The organism is Paramesorhizobium leguminum (genome assembly GCF_003217235.1).
Taxonomy (GTDB): domain Bacteria; phylum Pseudomonadota; class Alphaproteobacteria; order Rhizobiales; family Rhizobiaceae; genus Paramesorhizobium; species Paramesorhizobium leguminum.
The window spans coordinates 1-20,467 of record NZ_QJTF01000015.1; the positions used below are offsets into that span (position 1 = coordinate 1).

General features: G+C 58.3%; 21 protein-coding genes, 1 tRNA gene and 1 pseudogene. 15 read left to right on the top strand and 8 right to left on the bottom strand.

What is annotated here, in order from left to right; all coding sequences use genetic code 11:
* From C7477_RS12645 to C7477_RS12675, 7 genes and pseudogenes are all read left to right on the top strand, one after another.
* Positions 1-206: pseudogene (locus C7477_RS12645) on the top strand (IS110 family transposase); the annotation flags it as partial.
* A 386-nt stretch (positions 207-592) separates the two neighbouring features.
* Positions 593-1,057, top strand: coding sequence for a 50S ribosomal protein L13 (rplM, locus tag C7477_RS12650; RefSeq protein ID WP_110752665.1), 465 nt, complete (start codon positions 593-595; stop codon positions 1,055-1,057).
* Between the two features lie 2 nt (positions 1,058-1,059).
* Positions 1,060-1,542, top strand: a complete 483-nt coding sequence (gene rpsI, locus C7477_RS12655) for a 30S ribosomal protein S9 (RefSeq protein WP_110752667.1) — start codon at positions 1,060-1,062, stop codon at positions 1,540-1,542.
* A gap of 149 nt (positions 1,543-1,691) precedes the next feature.
* A complete protein-coding gene (speB, locus tag C7477_RS12660) occupies positions 1,692-2,642 on the top strand; it encodes an agmatinase (RefSeq protein WP_110752669.1) in 951 nt (316 codons plus the stop codon).
* Between the two features lie 80 nt (positions 2,643-2,722).
* Positions 2,723-3,658 carry an N-acetyl-gamma-glutamyl-phosphate reductase gene (argC, locus tag C7477_RS12665; protein WP_110752671.1) on the top strand — a complete coding sequence of 312 codons (936 nt, stop codon included), beginning with the start codon at positions 2,723-2,725 and terminating at the stop codon, positions 3,656-3,658.
* Positions 3,659-3,738: 80 nt separating this feature from the next.
* The gene (locus C7477_RS12670) at positions 3,739-3,996 is read left to right on the top strand and encodes a type II toxin-antitoxin system Phd/YefM family antitoxin (RefSeq protein ID WP_110752673.1); all 258 of its coding nucleotides are present in this window, start codon (positions 3,739-3,741) and stop codon (positions 3,994-3,996) included.
* Positions 3,996-4,415 carry a type II toxin-antitoxin system VapC family toxin gene (locus C7477_RS12675; RefSeq protein WP_110752675.1) on the top strand — a complete coding sequence of 140 codons (420 nt, stop codon included), beginning with the start codon at positions 3,996-3,998 and terminating at the stop codon, positions 4,413-4,415. Before C7477_RS12670 ends, C7477_RS12675 begins: the two co-directional genes overlap by 1 nt.
* 9 nt (positions 4,416-4,424) lie before the next feature.
* Here C7477_RS12675 and C7477_RS12680 read toward each other — a convergent pair whose 3' ends face one another.
* Entirely contained in the window at positions 4,425-5,495 is a 1,071-nt protein-coding gene (locus C7477_RS12680; RefSeq protein ID WP_245411828.1) for a COX15/CtaA family protein, read from the bottom strand.
* Positions 5,496-5,650: 155 nt separating this feature from the next.
* On the opposite strand from C7477_RS12680, the gene C7477_RS12685 reads away from it, so the two are divergent.
* On the top strand, positions 5,651-5,869 hold the full coding sequence (locus C7477_RS12685; protein WP_110752679.1) for a DUF2842 domain-containing protein: 219 nt from the start codon (positions 5,651-5,653) through the stop codon (positions 5,867-5,869).
* 9 nt (positions 5,870-5,878) lie between these two features.
* Positions 5,879-6,997 carry a GNAT family N-acetyltransferase gene (locus C7477_RS12690; RefSeq protein ID WP_110752681.1) on the top strand — a complete coding sequence of 373 codons (1,119 nt, stop codon included), beginning with the start codon at positions 5,879-5,881 and terminating at the stop codon, positions 6,995-6,997.
* Positions 6,998-7,302: 305 nt separating this feature from the next.
* On the opposite strand, the gene C7477_RS12695 is transcribed toward C7477_RS12690, so the two are convergent.
* Entirely contained in the window at positions 7,303-9,525 is a 2,223-nt protein-coding gene (locus C7477_RS12695) for a GumC family protein (RefSeq protein WP_110752683.1), read from the bottom strand.
* Between the two features lie 260 nt (positions 9,526-9,785).
* On the opposite strand from C7477_RS12695, the gene C7477_RS12700 reads away from it, so the two are divergent.
* From C7477_RS12700 to C7477_RS12720, 5 genes are all read left to right on the top strand, one after another.
* Positions 9,786-10,349, top strand: a complete 564-nt coding sequence (locus C7477_RS12700; RefSeq protein ID WP_425373571.1) for a polysaccharide biosynthesis/export family protein — start codon at positions 9,786-9,788, stop codon at positions 10,347-10,349.
* A gap of 16 nt (positions 10,350-10,365) precedes the next feature.
* Positions 10,366-11,511: a glycosyltransferase gene (locus C7477_RS12705; protein ID WP_110752687.1), complete on the top strand. Its 1,146-nt coding sequence runs from the start codon at positions 10,366-10,368 to the stop codon at positions 11,509-11,511.
* A 320-nt stretch (positions 11,512-11,831) separates the two neighbouring features.
* Positions 11,832-13,379 (top strand): undecaprenyl-phosphate glucose phosphotransferase, encoded by a 1,548-nt coding sequence (locus tag C7477_RS12710; protein WP_110752690.1) that lies wholly within the window; start codon positions 11,832-11,834, stop codon positions 13,377-13,379.
* Positions 13,376-14,650: an O-antigen ligase family protein gene (locus C7477_RS12715; RefSeq protein WP_425373566.1), complete on the top strand. Its 1,275-nt coding sequence runs from the start codon at positions 13,376-13,378 to the stop codon at positions 14,648-14,650. Before C7477_RS12710 ends, C7477_RS12715 begins: the two co-directional genes overlap by 4 nt.
* 411 nt (positions 14,651-15,061) lie before the next feature.
* Positions 15,062-15,138: transfer RNA gene (locus C7477_RS12720), tRNA-Pro, on the top strand.
* Positions 15,139-15,246: 108 nt separating this feature from the next.
* Here the strand turns inward: C7477_RS12720 and C7477_RS12725 are convergent.
* From C7477_RS12725 to C7477_RS12750, 6 genes are all read right to left on the bottom strand, one after another.
* The gene (locus C7477_RS12725; RefSeq protein WP_110752692.1) at positions 15,247-15,783 is read right to left on the bottom strand and encodes a MerR family transcriptional regulator; all 537 of its coding nucleotides are present in this window, start codon (positions 15,781-15,783) and stop codon (positions 15,247-15,249) included.
* Positions 15,784-15,788: 5 nt separating this feature from the next.
* A complete protein-coding gene (locus C7477_RS12730) occupies positions 15,789-16,127 on the bottom strand; it encodes an integration host factor subunit alpha (RefSeq protein ID WP_110752694.1) in 339 nt (112 codons plus the stop codon).
* 172 nt (positions 16,128-16,299) lie between these two features.
* Positions 16,300-17,271 carry a beta-ketoacyl-ACP synthase III gene (locus C7477_RS12735; RefSeq protein WP_110752696.1) on the bottom strand — a complete coding sequence of 324 codons (972 nt, stop codon included), beginning with the start codon at positions 17,269-17,271 and terminating at the stop codon, positions 16,300-16,302.
* Positions 17,272-17,330: 59 nt separating this feature from the next.
* On the bottom strand, positions 17,331-18,398 hold the full coding sequence (plsX, locus tag C7477_RS12740) for a phosphate acyltransferase PlsX (protein ID WP_110752698.1): 1,068 nt from the start codon (positions 18,396-18,398) through the stop codon (positions 17,331-17,333).
* 196 nt (positions 18,399-18,594) lie between these two features.
* Positions 18,595-19,149: a YceD family protein gene (locus C7477_RS12745; protein ID WP_110752700.1), complete on the bottom strand. Its 555-nt coding sequence runs from the start codon at positions 19,147-19,149 to the stop codon at positions 18,595-18,597.
* Positions 19,150-19,183: 34 nt separating this feature from the next.
* The gene (locus tag C7477_RS12750; protein WP_110752702.1) at positions 19,184-19,744 is read right to left on the bottom strand and encodes a ubiquinol-cytochrome C chaperone family protein; all 561 of its coding nucleotides are present in this window, start codon (positions 19,742-19,744) and stop codon (positions 19,184-19,186) included.
* 160 nt (positions 19,745-19,904) lie between these two features.
* Here C7477_RS12750 and C7477_RS12755 point away from each other — a divergent pair, with 160 nt between their 5' ends.
* Entirely contained in the window at positions 19,905-20,408 is a 504-nt protein-coding gene (locus tag C7477_RS12755) for an outer membrane protein assembly factor BamE (RefSeq protein ID WP_181418411.1), read from the top strand.
* The last annotated feature ends 59 nt before the right edge of the window (positions 20,409-20,467 follow it).

Below are 20,467 nucleotides of genomic sequence, written 5' to 3' on the forward strand. Positions count from 1 at the left end.
GCGGGCGCCGTCACATCAGGCCGATGCTCTTCATCGCAGCCCTGACCGCCATCCGCGGCAAAAATGATCTGGCCGCGGCATACAAGGCATTCCTCGAGGCCGGAAAACCAAAGCGCCTCGCTCTTGCAGCCATCATGCGAAAGATCATCATCCGCGCAAACGCCCGCATCCGTGACAAAATCGCTCCCAAACCGCAACTGACTTGATGACGGGATGGTGATGGCTGCTCTTCAGCGATAGCCGTTGTGCATACTGCGAGATTGGAGGTTATGAACGGCAATCAAACAATCCGTCATTCCTGTGCTTGTCACAGGAATCCATGCCTCAACGGTTCCGTCACCACAACGGCGCAAACTTCAATTTTCAAGCGGTATTATAATACCTATTTTTTAAATCACTGTTTTCATTGATGTTTTTCTCATATTGTAAAAAATATCCGCTTGACGCAATGCCGGTTCCCCTGTATTTGGCCCGCGTGGTGTGGGAAGTTCGGCTTCTCGCATTTCTTGTTACCCGATGGCTCCTGGCCTTCGGACAACGTCAAGCAACAAAAAATGCCCCGCTTCATGCAGGGACTTTCAAGGACAGAAACATGACAACCTTCTCCCAGAAGCCGGCGGAAGTGGTGAAGAAGTGGGTGCTGATCGACGCCGAGGGTCTCGTCGTCGGCCGTCTCGCGTCCATCGTCGCCAACCGCCTGCGCGGCAAGCACAAAGCCACCTTCACCCCGCATGTCGACGATGGCGACAATGTCATCATCATCAATGCGGGCAAGATTGCCCTGACCGGCAAGAAGTACACCGACAAGGTCTATTACTGGCATACCGGACATCCGGGCGGCATCAAGGAGCGCACCGCGCGCCAGATCCTTGAAGGACGTTTCCCTGAGCGCGTCGTCGAAAAGGCCATCGAGCGCATGATTCCGCGCGGCCCTCTCGGCCGTCGCCAGATGAAGAACCTGCGCGTCTATGCCGGTGCCGACCATCCGCATGAAGCCCAGCAGCCCGAAGTACTCGATATCGGCGTGCTGAACCGCAAGAACAAGAGGACTGCATAATCATGGCTGAGCAGCTCAACTCGCTCCAGGAACTCGGCAACTCCGCTGTCGCCACCAAGGCCGACGCCGCGCCGGTTCATGTTCAGAAGCTCGATTCCCTTGGCCGCGCCTATGCCACCGGCAAGCGCAAGGATGCGGTTGCCCGCGTCTGGGTCAAGCCCGGTTCCGGCAAGATCATCGTCAATGACAAGGAATTCGGCGCGTATTTCGCCCGTCCCGTGCTGCAGATGATCCTGCAGCAGCCGATCATCGCGGCCAACCGCGCCGGTCAGTTCGACGTGATCGCCACCGTCGCCGGCGGCGGCCTCTCCGGTCAGGCCGGTGCCGTGCGTCACGGCATCTCCAAGGCGCTGACCTATTACGAGCCGGCTTTGCGCGCCGTGCTCAAGAAGGGCGGCTTCCTGACCCGCGACAGCCGCGTGGTCGAGCGCAAGAAATACGGCAAGGCCAAGGCCCGTCGTTCGTTCCAGTTCTCCAAGCGTTAATTTTCACGCTTCGGACGGAATTCACGGAAAAGCGGGCCTTCGGGTCCGCTTTTTTTGTTAGTGAGGTAGGGAATAGTGAGTAGTAAGATAGGATAATCTTCTACTACCTCACTATTCCCTACCTCACTATCTCACTCACTGGAATATCCATGCCCTCGAAGACCATCGATCACGCATTTACCGCGCGCAGCCTGACCGGCGCTGCGACGGACCCGACCCATGCGGGGGTACTGTCGTTCATGCGGCGGCTCTACAGCAAGAATCCCAAAGGCGCGGATGCGGTGGTGTGGGGTATCCCTTTCGACGCGGCGGTTTCCAATCGTCCCGGCGCGCGGTTCGGTCCGCAGGCGATCCGGCGGGCTTCGGCGATTTTCGACAACGATCCGCAATATCCCTTCAACCGCGATCTCTTTACCGAACTGGCGGTGATCGACTATGGCGATTGCCTGCTCGACTATGGCAACCACCAGAAGACGCCTGCGACAATCGAGCGGGAAGCGGCGAAAGTTCTCAAATCCGATGCGTTCCTCCTGTCGCTCGGGGGCGATCATTTCGTCACTTGGCCGCTGCTTAAAGCCCATGCGGCCAAATACGGGCCGTTGGCGCTGGTGCAGTTCGATGCACATCAGGATACCTGGTATGACGATGGCAAGCGCATCGATCACGGCTCGTTCGTCGGGCGGGCCGTCCGCGATGGTGTGATCGACCCTGATCATTCGATCCAGATCGGCATTCGCACCCATGCGCCTGATGATTGCGGCATCAAGCTTATCCATGGCCATGAAGTCGAGGAGATGTCCGCATCGGCGATTGCCGCAGCCATCATGGAGCGGACCGGGGGACGCAAGGTCTACCTGACGTTCGATATCGACTGCCTCGACCCTGCCTTTGCGCCGGGGACGGGTACCCCGGTCGCCGGGGGCCCCTCCTCCGCCAAGATGCTGGCGGTGCTGCGTCAATTGGGTGGCCTCGATATCGTCGGAGCCGATGTGGTGGAGGTTGCGCCCGCCTATGATCATGCCGATATAACGGCCATCGCAGGGGCGACGATTGCCATGTATTATCTCGGCCTGCTTGCGGAGAAGAAAGCGCGACGATAGCCGCTCGCAAAATGATTCAGGCATCTCTAAAACAGAATCCGAAAATGTCCCTATCCCTTTGAAATGATGAGCGAAAGCTGATGAAACCGAAAATCTTCATCGATGGCGAGCACGGCACCACGGGCCTCCAGATCAGGACGCGGCTCGCCGCCCGCGACGATCTCGACGTGATCTCGATCCCCGAAGCCGACCGGCGCAACAAGGATTTGCGCGCCGATTACTTACGCACCGCCGACATCGCCATCCTCTGCCTGCCGGACGATGCCTCGCGCGAGGCGGTGGCGTTGCTCGAAGGGCACAATGCGACCCGCATTATCGATACATCGACGGCCCATCGCGTCCATCCTGATTGGGCCTATGGCTTTGCCGAACTCGCCAAGGGACAGCGCGAACGGATCGCCGAGGCGCGGCTCGTCGCCAATCCCGGCTGCTATCCCACGGGCGCGATTGCGCTCATCCGCCCCTTGCGCGATGCCGGCCTGCTTTCCGCCGATTATCCCGTCAGCGTCAATGCCGTCTCCGGCTATACGGGCGGCGGCAAGCAGCTGATCGCCCAGATGGAGGATGAGAGCCATCCGGAGCATCTCACGGCGAACAATTTCCTCTACGGCCTGCCGCTGCGCCACAAGCATGTCGGGGAATTGCAATTGCACGGCCGGCTCGACCGGCGCCCGATCTTCAGCCCCAGCGTCGGCCGTTTCCCGCAGGGCATGATCGCGCAGGTGCCGTTGTTCCTGGATGAGCTCGAAGGCAAGCCGTCGCTTGAAAAGGTCCATGCGGTGCTTGCCGAGCACTATGCCGGGCAGGATATCGTGGAGGTGGTGCCGCTGGAGACAAGCGCGAAGCTGCCACGCGTCGATGCGGAAGAGCTGGCGAATAGCGACCGCTTGAAGCTCTATGTCTTCGGCACGGAAGGCGATGGGTTGGTAAACCTCGTGGCGCTTCTCGACAATCTCGGCAAAGGCGCATCGGGTGCTGCTGTGCAGAACATGAATTTGATGCTGGGGAAGCGTTAGGAACCTATTTGTATTTCCGACTTGGGCAAATGGACGATTTGTGGTAACTGTGGTAACATTACATCCGGCAGGAGGTTTCCATGTCCATCACCACCCTATCCAGTCGTGACCTCAACATGGACATTGGCCGCGCTAAGCGTGCGGCTAACGATGGCCCTGTCATCATCACCGATCGCGGCAAGCCGGCTCACGTCCTTTTATCCTTTACAGAGTATCAGCGTATCATCGGTCAGCAGCAAAGTGTCGTCGATGAACTCGGCCTGCCGCCGGGCATTGAGGACATCGAGGTTGATTTCCCTCGCTTCCGAGAAATGCCAGGCAACGTGGACCTGTCCTGATGTATCTCCTGGATACCAATGTCATCTCGGAGTTGCGCAAGGTCCGGGCTGGAAAAGCCGACGCCAACGTTGCCCGCTGGAGCCGCGAAGTGCCGGGGGCAAGCTTGTATCTCTCGGTTATCGTGGTGCAGGAACTCGAAATCGGAACACTTCAGCTGGAACGTAAAGATCCTACCCAAGGCGCGGTCCTACGAAGCTGGCTGGATGAACACGTCCTGCCCCTGTTCAATAACCGGATTCTTCCAGTCGATACCAATGTCGCGCGCAGAAGCGCGATGCTGCATGTCCCCAATCCACGTCCCTACCGGGACAGTTTCATTGCGGCGACCGCCCTTACCTTCGGCATGACGCTGGTTACACGCAACACCACCGATTTCGTGGGAACGCACGTAACCTTGCTCAATCCCTGGGAGGAATAGCCTGCCGGTTTACCCGACATAAGCGCCCTTACACGCGCGCCAGTGCGCCACGGCAAAGGCGAGCACCGCCAGCGCGAAGGCCTGATGCGTCAGGCCCCAGTGGATCGGAACGCTTGCCAAAAGCGTGGCGACGCCAATGGCTGCCTGCACCAGGATCAATCCCACCAGAACTGTCGCGCGGCGCGCATGGGTGGTTTGGGGGGCGATCCGGTTAACTTGCATAGCGTGAAGCACGGCCAAAACCAGCACGGTATAGGCGAACATACGGTGCAAGAACTGCACGGTCTTGGGATTCTCAAAGAGATTACGCCACCAGGGTGACTGGATGAACAGATCGGATGGGATGATGGTACCGTCCATCAGAGGCCATGTGTTGTAGGTGAGCCCCGCGTGAAGCCCGGCCACGAGGCCGCCGAGATAAATCTGTACGAGAACGGCGAATACCAGCCAGCCGGCGAAGCGCTGTATGGAGCGTTCGGCGGGCCGCTCCGTATAGATCGCGAGACCACGCGCGACATAGAACACGGCGATGATGATGATGCAGGCGAGCGTCAAGTGGGTCGCCAGCCTGTATTGGCTGACACTGACGCGCTCGCTCAGGCCCGAGGCGACCATCCACCAGCCGATTGCGCCCTGCAGGCCGCCAAGCGCCAATATGCCGAGAAGGCGCGGCTTCAATCCGCGCTCAAGCCTGCCGGTGAGCCAGAAGAAGGCGAGCGGAATGGCGACAAGGAAGCCTACACCGCGTGCGAGAAACCGGTGCGCCCATTCCCACCAGAAGATGCCCTTGAACTCTTCAAGGCTCATCCCCTTGTTGATCTCAATATATTGCGGGATCTGCTGGTATTTTGCGAACTCCTCGACCCATTCAGCGTGGCTCAACGGGGGGATGACGCCGTGGATGGGCTTCCATTCGGTGATCGAGAGGCCGGAACCCGTCATGCGCGTCGCGCCGCCGACTATGACGATGGCGATCAGCACGAGGAAAACAGCATAGAGCCAGTAGCGCACGGCGCGCCGGTTGCGTGCCTCTTGCTGCGTCATCGAGGCAAGGTTGCCGCTCATCGCCGTTGCTGACATGCCTTCCAACTCCCTATCCAACATAGCGGATAGGTGCCGTATCACCGCTCTCATTACAAGAAGACATCGCGCGACACGCCGTCACGTTTGCTTTCCCTCTTTTCCTTTCAGGTCCGAGACGGTAGTGAAGGCGTAAGATGAGTGGGGCACGACCGATGCCGGTAAGGCTGAAGAAACTGATCGGAACCTTTTTGCTGGTGGCGCTGGTGTCGATCTATGCGCTCATTGCCACGATCATCGCGGTCGGCCATCTCGCGCAATCGAGCGGCTGGGTGCATCTGGCATATTTTCTCTTCACGGGCCTTTTATGGATACTTCCGGCGATGTGGATCATATGGTGGATGGAAAAGCCGCCGCGCCGGAAAACCGGCTGAGCATTGGAGATGCTCACGGGTCTTTCGCCCCATATCTCAAACGATATAAACGCGGCGCTCACATTATGGGAGCCTGACAGCTTCGTCAGCGGCCTGCCGCAATCGACAACCTTCGTGCGCAACTGGCAGGCCCATGTCAATGCGGATTGCTTTATCGCGGCGCTTTACGATGGCGGGAGGCCGATCCTGATGCTGCCGCTCGAGGTGGTGAAATCCCGCTTAGGCCGGCTGGCGCGGTTTCCCGGCGGCACCCATGCCAACGGCAATTTTCCCATCCTTGCCCGCGCCTATGCTGACGGTATCGGCGTTGACGATATTCGTGCGCTTATGCGGGCCATTCATGCGGCGCGGCCCGATATCGACGGGTTGCTGCTGACAAGGCAACTCGGCTCGTTAAATGGAATGGCTAACCCCCTCCACCACTTGAAAACGGCGCTCAATCCCAATCCAGTGCTGTCCGCCTCGCTTTCCTCCGGTTTCGATGCAGTGCTTGAACGTAGTAACGCCAAGCGTAAGCGCAAGAAGCATCGCCAGCATACACGGCGCTACGAGGACGCGGGCGGCTACCGGATCGTCACGGCCGATACTTCCGAAGAGGCGCAGGCGCTGCTCAACCGGTTCTTCGTTATCAAGGCTGAGCGCTTCGCCAAAGGCGGCATCGACAATGTTTTTAGCGAGCCGGGCGTACGGGATTTTTTCCACGCGCTCTTTGGAGAATCGACAGGAAGAACACCCAGGACCTTCGAGGCCAAAGGCCTGGAGGTGGGCGGAATTATCCGCGCGGTGATAGGAAAATCCTATTGGGTGGGCGATCTGACGGTGGAATTCGGCGGCATCGCGGACGACGATCTCGTTTCGGCAAGCCCCGGTGAATATCTCTTCTTTGAAGACATCGCGCAAAGCTGCGTGGATGGCGTGTCCGTCTATAGCTTCGGCATCGGCGACGAGCCCTACAAGCGCGACTGGTGCGATATCGAACAACCGCTTTATGACAGCGTGATTGGCTTCACGGTAAAAGGGGGTACTTATGCCGCGGTATACCGGGCGCGCAATGCCATCGCGATGGCGGTCAAAAGGAATGCCTGGGCGTGGCGTCTGGCAAAAAAGCTGCGCGCGCGGGTGTCTTGAAACGGATGCGGAAGAATAGTATATTTCCGAAGTGCCTCCCGCAGCGCTAACTGCGGAAGGCCTTTCGACTAAGGTATTATTTGTACCCGCACGGTGATTTTCCAGCCCGTGCGGGTTTTTCTTACCTCAACCGTGATTATTATAGGCCAATAGAAGCCCATATTTATCACTCCGGTTCGAGAGCGAGGCACTCGCCAATGCCGATGTAGCCCATCCTCATCGGCGCGCCGGCTGGACACGGCGCTTACTGCTTTCGTCTCGACCCGTCATTCATAGCAAACGCATTATGAGTGTCTAGCGTACCGCTACTGAACCAGCCGCGACCGGGGTTTTTTCTCACCCGCTGGTGGAACCGGCGCTTCCGGCTCCGTGCCCATGAGGATGAGTACATCCTCAAATCCATTCTCCTGCAAATCCAGAGCCGAAAGCGCCACGGCGTTATCCTCTGGGTCGATCACGCTCAGAATGATTTGCGTGGCACTGCCGTAAAGCCGCTTGACCCCTTCCGCGTTCGACGGGCCGCATTCGACGATGACGAGGTCATAAGCGGCTTCCAGAGCGTCGAGAATGATCGGCAGCCGATCGATCGCGCGCATGGCGCGTTCGGGATCGCAGAGACCTAGCGGCATGACATGCGCATCGGAATAATGATCGCTATGAATGACGTCGGTAAACTGTTTTTCAGAGGCGAGCAGATCGGTGATGCCCGCGGCGGTCCTGCCATCGAGCATCGCCCGGCTGATCGCACCGGTTCCCGTCATGTCGATGAGAATGGCGCGCAATTGCCTGTCCGCCAGCTCGCGCGTGAGCCGGACCGATGCAGCTGAACCGTCATCTCCTTCCGGTGAGACGATGAGGCCGCGCGAGACGCCAAGCTCAACCAGGCGCGATGCGATTCTCTGGACGCTATGCAGATTGTCGGGCAACTCATCACCAATCGCCGTGTAGCTATCATAAATTTGCTGGACGGCTTCCGTCGATGGCGACGCGCGGGCCGAACGCTTCGGGCGCCGGACATTCTTCTCATCGTGATTACCTTGCGCCAAAACGCCCGCAGCCTCACTCACTGCCAGCACCTGGGCAGGCATCTGGGCGGGCATCCGGATTTCATCCGCGGGCGGCGGCTGAACGTTGTCGACGGGACGCATGGCGCGGCCACTGAAAAGTTCACGCAACAAAATGAAGATCGAAAGCAACAGCAACCCGGCAAGGAATGTCGCGCCGACAATCGGCAGGGTCTTCGGGAAATAAGGTTGGGCAGGCGTATCGGCACGCGAGAAAACGCGTGCGTCGACAGGCAGATAATTGCGGTCGGTGCGTGAGGCCGCTTCGCGATAGCGCGTGAGATAGGTTTCAAGCAGCTCGCGCTGCGCCGCCGCCTCGCGCTCCAACGCCCTCAGTTCCACCGTCTGATCGCCGGCGCGCGCCGCTTGTGCCTTTGTCCGATTCAACTCGCGGTTAAGCTCCGTCTCGCGCAATTTCGCGGTTTCAGCTTCATTTTCAAAACTTTCGAGGATCTTACGGCCTTCGTTGCGGATCTGCTGGTTCAAATCAGCCAATTGCGAGCGCAAGGCCCGAATGCGCGGATGACCGTCGAGGAGAGAGGTCGAGAGGTCGGCGATATTGGCGTTCAACTGGATCTGGCGTTCGCGCAGACGCTGCATCAGTCCGGAGGCAACGATATCCGGCACGGTATCGAGCGGCGCGCCGGTGGCAAGCGCCTTGCGGATGCTTTCCGCTTTTGCCTCGCTCGCCGACCTGCCGGCGCGGACGCGCGAAAGCTCGGACGATACTTCGGACAGTTGTTGCGTGGCAATCGGAGTGTCGCCCTGCCCCGCCAGAAGATCGGCGGAGGCGCGGTAGTTGGCGACCTTGGTTTCCGCTGCTTTGACGCGCTTGCTCAGATCGGCGATTTCCGGCTGAAGCCAGGCGGTCGCATCGCCGGTCGATTCCAGCTTCGCGGCGCGCTGCAGGGCGATGTATTCGTCGGCAATCGCATTGGACACCTTGGCAGCCAGCGCCGGGTCCTTCGATGAAAACTGCACGACAATGACGCGCGAGTCCGGAACATTATAAACCTGCAGATGCTCGCGCATTTTGCGCAACATATAATCCTCGCGCGAGGATTGAGCAGGACCCTCCCTCAGACCGAGGGAGATGAGCGCGCGCGACAGGGTTCCAGGCCTGCCGAATTCGTCCGTGCCGGCCAGATCCAGCTTGTCGCCTACCGTTTTCAGAAGATCGGTGGATGTGACGACTTCCACCTGACTCTTGACGCCTTCCTGATCCAGGACCGGGCGGTCGGCGGCGGTTTCGCCATTCGGGCGCGTGAAGATCGACTCACGCGTTTCGATCAAAATCCGGCTTTCGGCGCGGAACTGCGGCGTCGCAGCTAAGCAAAAGAGAAGAGCGAGGGCGGCAAGGGTCAGCGCGCCAACCAGGATGAAAAGCGCGTTGCGCCGAAGACTGGCGAACAGTGCGCCCAGATCTATATCGACATCGCTTCCCACCGAGCCTGTACTGGACATGAACTCTTACTCCGTACCCACCAGCCCCATACCCGGGCTTTCCTTATATGGTAAACATACATGGTAACCATCGGGTTAAACGGCCGATCTGGACCTTCGGTTCGATCATTGCTTTATTTAGCCGCAATTTAGGGCTGTCCCTTTACCGGCCATTAACCCTAATCATTCGATAAGAACATGACGATAGTGGGATGTCTGCCCGATGGCGAATAGCGCGACGGCAGAAAATAAGGTTATAAGCGGTGCGAGAGACAAGGCGTATTTGCGGACGCATCTTCACGGCGGCTTTCGGCGCCACCCTTCTGGCCGTCAGCGGATGCGCGAGTTATGTTCCGGCCCCACCCGCCTTTCACGCCGCGCTAAACCGGCCCTATATACTCGACGCCGGCGACCGGCTGCGTATCACAGTTTTCGAGCAAGCCGACTTGACGAATACCTACAATGTCGACCCTTCCGGCTACATAGCCTTTCCGCTGATCGGCAAGGTGCCGGCGCGTGGTCGCACCCTGCAGCAACTGGAGAGCGATATCGCCGCCAAACTTCGCAAGGGCTATCTGCGGGATCCGGACGTTTCCGTGGAAATCGATCGCTACCGGCCAGTGTTCATCATGGGCGAAGTGGGCGCTGCCGGGCAATATTCCTACGTTCCGGGCATGACCGCACAAAAGGCGATCGCGGCGGCGGGCGGATTCTCCGCGAGAGCCGAGCAGGCGAACGTCGATATCACCAGACAGTTCAACGGCAAGATCATTACCGGCCGCGTCCTCATTACCGATCCCCTCCTGCCAGGCGATACCATCTATGTTCGCGAACGCCTGTTCTGAATTCTCCCTTTGATCGATGATCAGTGACGTGAGTTCCCCGCCATTGCGCATCGTCCATTGCTTCCGCTCGCCAGTGGGCGGCATCTTCCGCCATGTGCGGGACCTCGCAAGTGCGCAATCGGCGGCAGGACATCAAGTCGGCATCATCTGCGATTCGTCGACAGGCGGAGCTTTTGAGGACCATCTGTTCGACGGCATTCGTGACAAGCTCGCGTTGGGAGTGCATCGCATCCCCATGCAGCGCCATATCGGGCCGGGCGACATTTTCCCCGCCTTCAAGACATATAGAATTATCAGGAAATTGCAGCCGGATATCTTGCACGGACACGGCGCCAAGGGCGGTGTCTACTCGCGCATATTCGGCTCGGCCTTACGGGCTTTCAGGTCTCGCGTAGCCCGTTTTTATTCCCCGCATGGAGGCAGCCTTCATTTCAGCAAGAGCACGCCAACGGGCAAACTCGTGTTGGCTCTCGAGCGGACGGTGGAGCCCTTAACCGACGCCATTATCTTCGTTTCGCGCTATGAGCGAGACTCTTATGCAGCCAAGATCGGGCATCCAAAATGTCCCAGCACCGTCATCCACAACGGTTTGACGGACATCGACTTCGAGAAAGTCGAAACGAATGCCGATGCTGCCGATTTTCTTTATGTCGGCATGATGCGCGACCTGAAGGGGCCGGATATGCTTATTCGCGCGCTCAGCCAAGCGGAAGAACGCGTTGGGCATAAGTTGTCCGCCGTTTTGGTGGGCGACGGCGCCGACAAGCCGCGCTATGTCCAGCTCGTTCAGGAGCTTGGTCTTGCCGACCGAGTGGTTTTCCACGATCCCATGCCAGTGCGCGAGGCTTTCCGGCTGGGGCATGTTGTGGTCGTTCCCTCCAGGGCGGAGGCCCTACCCTATATCGTGCTGGAAACGCTTGCCGCAACCAAGCCGATCCTCGCAACCCAGGTTGGCGGGATACCGGAAATTCTGGGCCAAGCCCCTGCCACTCTTGTCCAGCCAAATATCGCGGCGCTGGCGGAAAGAATCGCCGACATCGCTACTGACCCCGCAGCTTACGCGAAGAAAATGCCCGATCACGACGATATCAGGCGAAGATTCGGAGCCAGCGCCATGGCCAACGCCGTAGAAGACGTTTACCGGACGGCGCTCCGATCTTAATAAAGCATCTCTAATATATAAGCATCGGATTTTGTGAATAGGTCATTCTGTTGATCGCCTTCCATGGCAATCCAATGGTTTACGTTGCCAATCCCCCCAAATTTGCTTCTTGGGACAAGGCGGAAGACAGAACCCGCCAACCCTCATCCGCCGATCTCCAGTTTTTGTGATTGGCATTGTGAATAATGCAGCGCTTTATCTCTCCGCTTGCAGGAGAAAATGCGATTTAAACATCTTGGCGAAGCTGTCTATTAGAAATCGCAAAACCTGCCGCAATAGTGTATCTGATGCAACCTAGTATATGGGGGCGAGATGGGACGATGGGCAAACGAGAGTTGAATGCACCTTTCAGCCGGGAGGCGCTTACCCGCATAGATGCGAGTATGAGCGATGGCGGTGAGGCGGACGAATCCATCAAGCTCAATGCGACAGCGGCCGAGGTAGCGTATCAGTACCGCCGCGATACCATTGCTCCCGTCATGGTCAGCGGGCTTATGCGCATCGTCGAGTTTAGCCTCGTGCTTCTTTCCGGCCTCACCATTTTCGTCGCTTATGTCGGCTTCTATACATATCTCGCCTATATCTATCCGCTCGCCATCCTGGCGGGCTCGCTCCTTTACGTACTGTTGATGGAGATGAGCGACGGCTATCAGATCATGGCGTTGCGCCATCCCGCACGTAATCTTGGCCGGCTGGCCGTTTCCTGGATCGGCGTGTTCGCTCTTCTGGCGCTCGCGGGATTTGTTCTCAAAGTTTCCGAGGAATATTCGCGCCTCTGGTTCATCGCCTGGTTCTGCACCGGTCTCCTGCTGCTTGTCGGCCTTCGCTTGATCCTGGCGCGTAAAATCCGCGGCTGGGCACGTAACGGTACGATGGAAAGGCGCGCCGTCATCGTCGGCGGCGGCAAGAACGCCGAAGACCTGATCCGCTCGCTGGAGCAGCAGCCCGACAACGACATCCGCATCTGCGGTATCTTCGACGACCGGGACAATCGCCGCTCGCCTCCCATCGTCGCGGGCTATCCAAAGCTTGGCAATGTGTCGGAGCTGATCGAATTTGCCCGCATCGCGCATATCGACATGCTGATCGTCTCCCTGCCGCTGACGGCGGAGGGGCGGGTTCTTTCCATGCTGAAAAAGCTCTGGGTGCTGCCGGTCGATATCCGGCTCTCGGCGCATACCAACCATCTGCGGTTCCGGCCTCGCGCCTATTCCTATATCGGCTCCGTGCCGATGCTCGATGTTTTCGACAAGCCTATCAATGACTGGGACTATGTCGCCAAACGCGCATTCGACATTGTGTTCAGCCTGCTCGGAATCGCCGTTTTCTCGCCTGTCATGCTTTTGACCGCCTTGGCCATCAGGCTGGAAAGCAGTGGGCCGGTCATCTTCAAGCAGCAGCGCCATGGCTTTAACAACGAGATCATCAAGGTATGGAAGTTCCGTTCGATGTATATCGAGCAATGCGATCCGACCGCACGCAATGCCGTGACCAAGAACGATCCGCGCGTGACCAAGGTGGGGCGCTTTATCCGCAAGACGTCGATCGACGAGCTGCCGCAATTCTTCAACGCGCTTGCCGGGAGGCTGTCGCTTGTCGGCCCGCGCCCTCATGCCATAGCCGCTCACTCGCATAATGTGCTCTACAACGAGGTGGTGGATGGCTATTTCGCCCGCCACAAGGTGAAGCCCGGAGTCACCGGCTGGGCGCAGATCAATGGCTGGCGCGGCGAAGTCGACAATGACGACAAAATCAAGATGCGCACGGAGTTCGATCTCCATTATATCGAGAACTGGTCGCTCTGGTTCGATCTGAAAATTCTGTTCCTGACGCCGATCCGCCTTCTTAAAACGGAAAACGCCTATTGAGCGCCATTGTCGAAAGCAGTTCCCCTCCCTCTGCTAATGCTCCAGACAAGGCGGCGGTCAACCGAGCGCTCGTCCGGCTGATTTCGAAAGGCGCCATTGGTCTCGGTGTTTTCCTGAGCGGCTTTGTGATCGAGGAGCCAGCCCCTTACGAACTCTATATGGCAGGGCTGATCGCGGTCTGGGCGCTGTTCGGTCTCAAAATATCGCGGACCGCGGCGGTGCTTCTGGCGCTGCTCGTACTGTTCAATTTCGGCGGGATGGTCTCCGCCACACAGATGCCCGATCTCAAGACCGCGCCGCTCTATATCGCCGTATCGCTGTTTCTGGCATTCACGGCTGTCTTCTTTACGGCGATCATCGAGGCCGACTATCGCCGGCTGGCGACGATCTTTCACGCCTATTATCTCGCCGCTATTCTAACATCGATCTTTGGCATTCTCGGCTATTTCAACGCCTTCCCCGGCTCCGATATGTTCACGCTCTACGGGCGCGCCAAGGGAGCGTTCCAGGACCCGAACGTGTTTGCGCCTTTCCTGATCCTGCCCGCCTCATGGAGCATCTATCAGATATTGACGGGAAAGCCACGCGCGCTTGCCTTGCACCTTTTGCCGCTGCTCGTTCTGGCACTAGGACTTTTCCTGTCATTTTCCCGCGCCGGGTGGGGGATGCTGGCAGTGGCGATGGTACTGTTGACGCTCATTCTCGCGCTACAACACCCCAGCAACAAATTCCGGCTGAAGCTGATCGTACTTGCGATGCTTGCGGTCATCATCATCGGGCTTGCCATTATCGTCGCATTGCAGATACCGCAGGTGGCGCAGCTTTTCTCCGAACGCGCCCAGCTGGTGCAATCCTATGACGCGGACCGCATCGGCCGGTTCGCGCGCCATTGGTATGGCCTGGTGCTGGCGGCACAGCATCCCCTCGGCATCGGCCCGTTAGAGTTTGGGCCGATCTATGGGGAAGACACGCACAATACCTGGCTGAAAGCGGCGCTTGATTATGGCTGGCTGGGCTTCACCGCCTTTGTGATAATGACGATGTTGACCCTTGGCATGGGCCTGCGCATCCTCCTGCGAGACCGGCCCTGGCAGCCCTACCTCGTCTGCGCCTATGTGACCTATCTCACCCACGTCATGGTCGGCAATGTGATCGACACCGACCACTGGCGGCATTTCTATCTGCTGATCGGCATCATCTGGGGTTGTGTGGGACTGGAGGCGAGACATCGGCGAAGGCCAGAGCCGATTCTTAAAAACCAGATCGCTTAATTTCGAAATCGCCAAGCGAATCGGGCTTTATAATTCACCGAAAATATACTTATGATTGCAACTGCCAGGTCGCAATGACTTGTGTCAGATTACGATGACTTGGCAAACTGAAAGGAGGTGAGACGATTGATGATCCGGCTTACGCTGACAATCAGGGGCAGAATTTGGACATTCACCCTGACGATCAGTAACAAGTAAGAAAACGAGGACCGGGCTTCGGCCCGGTCTTCACCGGAGAGAACTTCGTCTCACCTCCTTCTTAAGATATTACCACGACGCCCGGCGATTTCAAGTCACGCGCGATCCATGTCCTTCGCTGATGCACACCAGGCATTCCCTTATGCATTTTCGCCGTTTCCTATTTTTAGGGCTTGCGAAGAAACCCTTTGCATTCTAAGGCTTTCCTCGGCTCGGAGCGTAGCGCAGCTTGGTAGCGCACTTGACTGGGGGTCAAGGGGTCGCAGGTTCGAATCCTGTCGCTCCGACCATTATTTCACAACGAATTAGCAGCCGCCTGCGGGGAAATCAGTTTCAGTCAATTTTTAAAAATAGAGCGCTGGGTTCATGCGCGGTGACATCGCGCATTTTTTCCTGTTCTACCGGACCTGATCGAGCAGCCGCTTGCACTCGAGCAGATCGAAAAGCGCCTCCTGCAGAAGTGTGCGGTTATCCTTGGACAGACGCTTGTCATTGGCCCCGACAGGTCCGTCCTCCTCTCCTTTCAGAAGGCCGAAAAGCTTGCGGCCCGGCTGAGGTCTGGCGATGCCCGCAGGCAGCGTTGCGTCGGCGAGGTCGTCATCGGCGGCGTCCTTTGCCGCGGCGGCCTGCTTCTGGCGCGTGATCGCCTCCACCGCCGCCATATCGCCATTGCCAAGAGCAATGACGAACTGGGAGCTGTTCTCGCGCAGCAAGCGCTGCACGCCCTTGATCGTATAGCCTTGATCATAAAGAAGATGGCGAATGCCTTTCAGCAACTCGACATCGAGCGGACGGTAATACCTGCGTCCGCCACCGCGCTTCATTGGCTTGATCTGGGTAAACCGGGTTTCCCAGAAGCGCAGCACATGTTGAGGCAGATTGAGATCTTCAGCAACCTCACTGATGGTCCTGAAAGCATCCGGGCTTTTATCCATGCGCGTTATGGCGCCTTCTCAGCTGAATTTGTCTTGCCCCGGCGCGCCTGATGGGCCTCGAGGATGCGCTGCTTCAGCACGTTGGAAGCCTTGAACGTCATCACCCGGCGCGGCAGGATGGGTACTTCCTCGCCCGTCTTCGGGTTACGGCCGATACGCTCGTTCTTCTCGCGGATCTGAAATGTTGCGAAGGAAGAAAGCTTGACCGTTTCGCCATTGACGATCGCATCGCAAACCTCATCGAGGATCATCTCGACCAGCGCCGCGGACTCCGTACGCGAGAGGCCGACCTGGCGATAAACCGCCTCGGCCAGATCCGCGCGCGTGACAGTCTTTCCCCCCATGACGGAACCTGCTTGGTTAGCTCTGCACAATAACAAAAGTCTGGTTTAGCCGCATTCGAGCGATGCCGGCACTCCGCCGACTGCAAAAATGCACTAAGGTCAGGACGTTACACAAAGATTTCCAGCGGGGTCAAGCTGCTCTTCTCAACGCGGAGCGATAAAAACCGGCGCTTTACCAGCGAACGAGCACCGCGCCCCAGGTGAAACCGCCGCCCATCGCCTCCAGAAGCACCAGGTCGCCCTCCTTGATGCGCCCATCGGTGACCGCGGTGGCGAGCGCCAGCGGAACCGACGCGGCGGAGGTATTGCCGTGTGTATCGACGGTGATCACCACCTTTTCCTCGGCAATGCCGAGCTTCCTGGCGGAGGCGTCGATGATGCGCTTGTTCGCCTGATGCGGCACGAACCAATCGATATCAGCCGCCGTGACGCCTGTTTCGGCAAAAGATGCCTCGATCACATCCGTTATCATCCCGACAGCATGTTTGAAGACCTCCCGGCCTTCCATGCGCAGATGGCCGACGGTCTGCGTGGTCGACGGGCCACCATCGACGTAGAGCTTCTCCTTGTGCGAACCATCGGAGCGCAGATTGGCAGCCAGAACGCCGCGATCCAATGTCAGGCCCTTGCCCTCGCCCTCCTCCAGGATGAGCGCGCCCGCGCCATCGCCGAAGAGCACGCAGGTGGTGCGGTCGTTCCAGTCGAGGATACGCGAAAAGGTTTCCGAGCCGATCACCAGCACACGCTTTGCCAGGCCGCCGCGGATATAGAGGTCGGCGGTGGTCAGGGCATAGATGAAGCCACTGCACACGGCCTGCACATCGAAAGCGAAACCATGGGTGATGCCCAACTGCCGTTGGATTTCGACCGCACTTGCCGGAAAGGTGTGGTTGGGCGTCGACGTGGCAAGAACGATCAGGTCGATGTCCTTGGGCTCAAGACCCGCATTGTCGAGTGCTGCCCGCGCGGCGGCTGCGCCGAGCGAAACGGTGGTTTCCCCCTCGCCCGCGATATGGCGCTGCCTGATGCCGGTGCGCTGCACGATCCACTCGTCGGATGTTTCGACAATGCCTTCGAAATCGGCGTTCTTCATGATGCGGGACGGGGTTGCCGCGCCGACGCCTCTGACGATGGATCTGATCATGCCCGTTTTCCCTGTCCTGCACAAAACGCTCTGGCGCGAAGCCCAAGCTTTTGCCATTTTTATTGTTGTTCTTCGGCTTCGGCGTCGCCCTCAACCGTGGCGGCAAGAGGGCGGTTCTCATGAAACTGGCTGAGATCGGAAGAAATCTTCTTCAAAAGCTCATTGCGCACCATATCGTAGCCAGTTTCCAGCGCGGCGGCGAAGCCTTCCGCGTCAGCACCGCCATGGCTCTTGATGACAATACCGTTCAGCCCCAGGAAGACACCGCCATTGACCTTGCGCGGGTCCATCTTCTCGCGCAGGCGGTCGAACGCACTTTTGGCGAAAAGATAACCTATTCTCGCCAACAGCGTGCGGCGCATCGCGGCGCGCAGAAATTCGACGAACTGCCGCGCTGTGCCCTCAGCGGTTTTCAACGCGATATTGCCGGAGAACCCTTCGGTCACCACGACATCCACGGTGCCCTTGCCGATGTCGTTCCCTTCCACGAAACCGGCATATTCAAGGCCGGCAAGCGGGATTTCGCGCAGCATCTGCCCGGCTTCGCGGATTTCATCGAGGCCCTTGACCTCCTCGACACCGACATTGAGCAGGCCGATGGTGGGGCGCTTGATTTCAAAAAGCGCGCGCGCCATGCCTGCGCCCATCACGGCATAGTCGACAAGCTGCACCGCGTTGGCGCCGATGGTCGCGCCGACATCCAGCACGATGCTTTCGCCGCGCAATGTCGGCCAGATCGCCGCGATGGCCGGGCGCTCGACATTGGCCATCATCCGCAGGCAGAATTTCGACATCGCCATCAGCGCGCCGGTGTTGCCGGCTGAAACGCAGACATCCGCGTCACCATCCCGCACCGCTTCGATCGCCTGCCACATGGAGGATTTACCGCGACCATTGCGGAGCGCCTGGCTCGGCTTCTCATCCATACGGATGGCGATCTCGCTGGCGTGAAAAATGGAAGCAGCCGCCACCTTCGGGTAACGTGCCAAAACGGGCTCGACCTGTTCCGCCAGCCCATAAAGACGGAAGCGGAGATCCGGATGGCGCTCCAGCGCTATAGCCGCGCCGGGAATGACGACTTCCGGGCCGAAATCGCCTCCCATCGCGTCAATCGAGATTCTGATCACTCTGTTTTCCTGTCCCGGTCTAAAATTCTTCTTCTACGCAAGCCCCGGAAAACCGCTTTGGCTTTCCGGTCGCCCTATGCTTATTCACTTATCCCGAAGTTTTCCGGGTGGTGTCCCACAGTCGCGCGGAAAATAGCGTTTTTGTAATCACAGACAACAGGAATCTCGCTCCCACTCGTCCAAGCAGAACCGCGTATCACGATTTCTTTTTCCAATCGGCGAGTTTTACGAAGGGAGAGACCGGCTTTTCCGGCGCCATATCTCCCGATTCGATGGAGAGCGGCTCATCCGGCAACCCCGCTTTGCGCGGAAAAGGATCGAGGTTCAGCTCAAAAAACTCCTCCGCAATCGCGCCGATATCGAGATGATCGCCGGAAAAGGTTTCCGGCATATCCGGGCCTTCCGCATCGATCAGCATTTCTCCGCTTTCATCGAGGCGAATGCGGGCAAGGCTGGAATCATCAGGCACGAAGATGGATTCCACCGTCTCGGCCATTCTCGCATCTATGGGTTCAAGCGTGACCACGCAGGACTGGACGATTTCCGCAACGATCCGGCCATGCACTTTTACGCCGCGCTTCTTCCACGGCATGATCTGGAGTTCCGCCTCGAAGGATTTCACCTCTTCCAGACCATGATCCCGGGCGAGCGCCGCGCGTTCCCGTTCGTCGGCCTTGATGGTGACGGCCAAACCCTTTTGCGGAAGGTTGCGCACGGATACAGGAAATTTCAGGGCGGGCGTGTCGTTCATTTTCTTGATCTTTCTCTCAGTTCTTATCTTTCCCTCAGGCACTCGGTGAAAGAGCCGGCTGCGCCGCATCGAGAAAAGCAATGGATCCGCGCGCCAATTCCTCATCGGACTGCCGGCGAAGGCTTTCCCTCGCCTCGAAGGCGTAGGACGCCAGCGGAACCGCGCCAGGCCAGAATTCCATCTCCGGGCGAACGTTGCGTGTCAATGCCGCCGCGAAAGCCTCGCGATCGCTCGCGGCGAATGCAGCTTCATAAGCCTCGACGCGGCCATAGAACATGCGTGCCAGCTTCTTCATTCGTTTCGGCACGCCCTGATCGCCGATGCCAAGCTCGCGCAGCGAATGATCGACATCCTTGAAAAACTCATCCGCTACCTCCTGGCTGAGAGCGCGCAATGCTGCATTTTCGCCCTTCAGGCGGTGCATAGCCAGAAAGACGTGCAGCGACAGCATTTCATAACGGCCAATCGGCGTATCAGGCACAAAAAGAAGTGCATAAAAGCGCGGTTGCCGCGCCGCCGCCACGATCGCTTCATAAAAAGCGATCGTAATTGCCTCATTTACTTTAGCCTTGCGGCTGAACAATTTAAGAATCATCAGGGACGGGCCCGCGCTTGTTGCATCCAGAAGCAAGGTGGTTTACCGAAGTTCACCCGATGGCGGAAGTGCTGGAGCAGGATGCAATTAAGTTGGTATCCGGCATCAAGCGTCTCAAGTGTTGGTTTTAGCCGAATCGAGATTGAAAATGGAGATGTCGTTGTCGCAGCGGATTTTCAAGGGTGTCCAGACGAGAGGGGCATTCCTCATCGGAACCACCATTCTCTTTTCAGCCGGTTTGACGGGGTGCAACACCGCGGCCTCGCTCAATCCCTCCGAGACGCTGACCCAGGGCTATGTGCTGGACCAGCAGGCGCTCGATACCGTCCCCGTCGGGTCGAGCCGCGAACAGGTGCTGCTCGCTCTGGGCTCGCCCTCGACGACGGCGACCTTCGATAATGAAGTCTTCTATTACATCTCCGAGACACGTTATCGCGCCGCTCAATTCATGACGCCGAAAGTCATCGACCGGCGCATTCTCGCCATCTATTTCAATAAGGACGGCAAGGTCAGCCAGATTGCCAATTATGGCATCCAGGATGGCAAGGTGTTCGATTTCATCTCGCGGACCACGCCGACAGGCGGCAAGGACCAGACCTTCCTCGGCCAGATTCTCGCCGGCGCGGGCAAGATGCCGGCTGGCGTTCCGACAACGGGGCGGTAAAACCTATCCGGTTTGCAGTTCTTGTAAAAATCAAAGTTTGTATTTATATTTGGAGTGGC

What these genes read in the sequence shown, in the direction of transcription:
- rplM (WP_110752665.1), top strand. Translation starts at nt 593, where the DNA reads ATGACAACCTTCTCCCAGAAGCCGGCGGAAGTGGTGAAGAAGTGGGTG.
- rpsI (WP_110752667.1), top strand. Translation starts at nt 1,060, where the DNA reads ATGGCTGAGCAGCTCAACTCGCTCCAGGAACTCGGCAACTCCGCTGTC.
- speB (WP_110752669.1), top strand. Translation starts at nt 1,692, where the DNA reads ATGCCCTCGAAGACCATCGATCACGCATTTACCGCGCGCAGCCTGACC.
- argC (WP_110752671.1), top strand. Translation starts at nt 2,723, where the DNA reads ATGAAACCGAAAATCTTCATCGATGGCGAGCACGGCACCACGGGCCTC.
- C7477_RS12670 (WP_110752673.1), top strand. Translation starts at nt 3,739, where the DNA reads ATGTCCATCACCACCCTATCCAGTCGTGACCTCAACATGGACATTGGC.
- C7477_RS12675 (WP_110752675.1), top strand. Translation starts at nt 3,996, where the DNA reads ATGTATCTCCTGGATACCAATGTCATCTCGGAGTTGCGCAAGGTCCGG.
- C7477_RS12680 (WP_245411828.1), bottom strand. Translation starts at nt 5,495, where the DNA reads ATGTCAGCAACGGCGATGAGCGGCAACCTTGCCTCGATGACGCAGCAA.
- C7477_RS12685 (WP_110752679.1), top strand. Translation starts at nt 5,651, where the DNA reads ATGCCGGTAAGGCTGAAGAAACTGATCGGAACCTTTTTGCTGGTGGCG.
- C7477_RS12690 (WP_110752681.1), top strand. Translation starts at nt 5,879, where the DNA reads ATGCTCACGGGTCTTTCGCCCCATATCTCAAACGATATAAACGCGGCG.
- C7477_RS12695 (WP_110752683.1), bottom strand. Translation starts at nt 9,525, where the DNA reads ATGTCCAGTACAGGCTCGGTGGGAAGCGATGTCGATATAGATCTGGGC.
- C7477_RS12705 (WP_110752687.1), top strand. Translation starts at nt 10,366, where the DNA reads ATGATCAGTGACGTGAGTTCCCCGCCATTGCGCATCGTCCATTGCTTC.
- C7477_RS12710 (WP_110752690.1), top strand. Translation starts at nt 11,832, where the DNA reads ATGGGCAAACGAGAGTTGAATGCACCTTTCAGCCGGGAGGCGCTTACC.
- C7477_RS12725 (WP_110752692.1), bottom strand. Translation starts at nt 15,783, where the DNA reads ATGGATAAAAGCCCGGATGCTTTCAGGACCATCAGTGAGGTTGCTGAA.
- C7477_RS12730 (WP_110752694.1), bottom strand. Translation starts at nt 16,127, where the DNA reads ATGGGGGGAAAGACTGTCACGCGCGCGGATCTGGCCGAGGCGGTTTAT.
- C7477_RS12735 (WP_110752696.1), bottom strand. Translation starts at nt 17,271, where the DNA reads ATGATCAGATCCATCGTCAGAGGCGTCGGCGCGGCAACCCCGTCCCGC.
- C7477_RS12745 (WP_110752700.1), bottom strand. Translation starts at nt 19,149, where the DNA reads ATGAACGACACGCCCGCCCTGAAATTTCCTGTATCCGTGCGCAACCTT.
- C7477_RS12750 (WP_110752702.1), bottom strand. Translation starts at nt 19,744, where the DNA reads ATGATTCTTAAATTGTTCAGCCGCAAGGCTAAAGTAAATGAGGCAATT.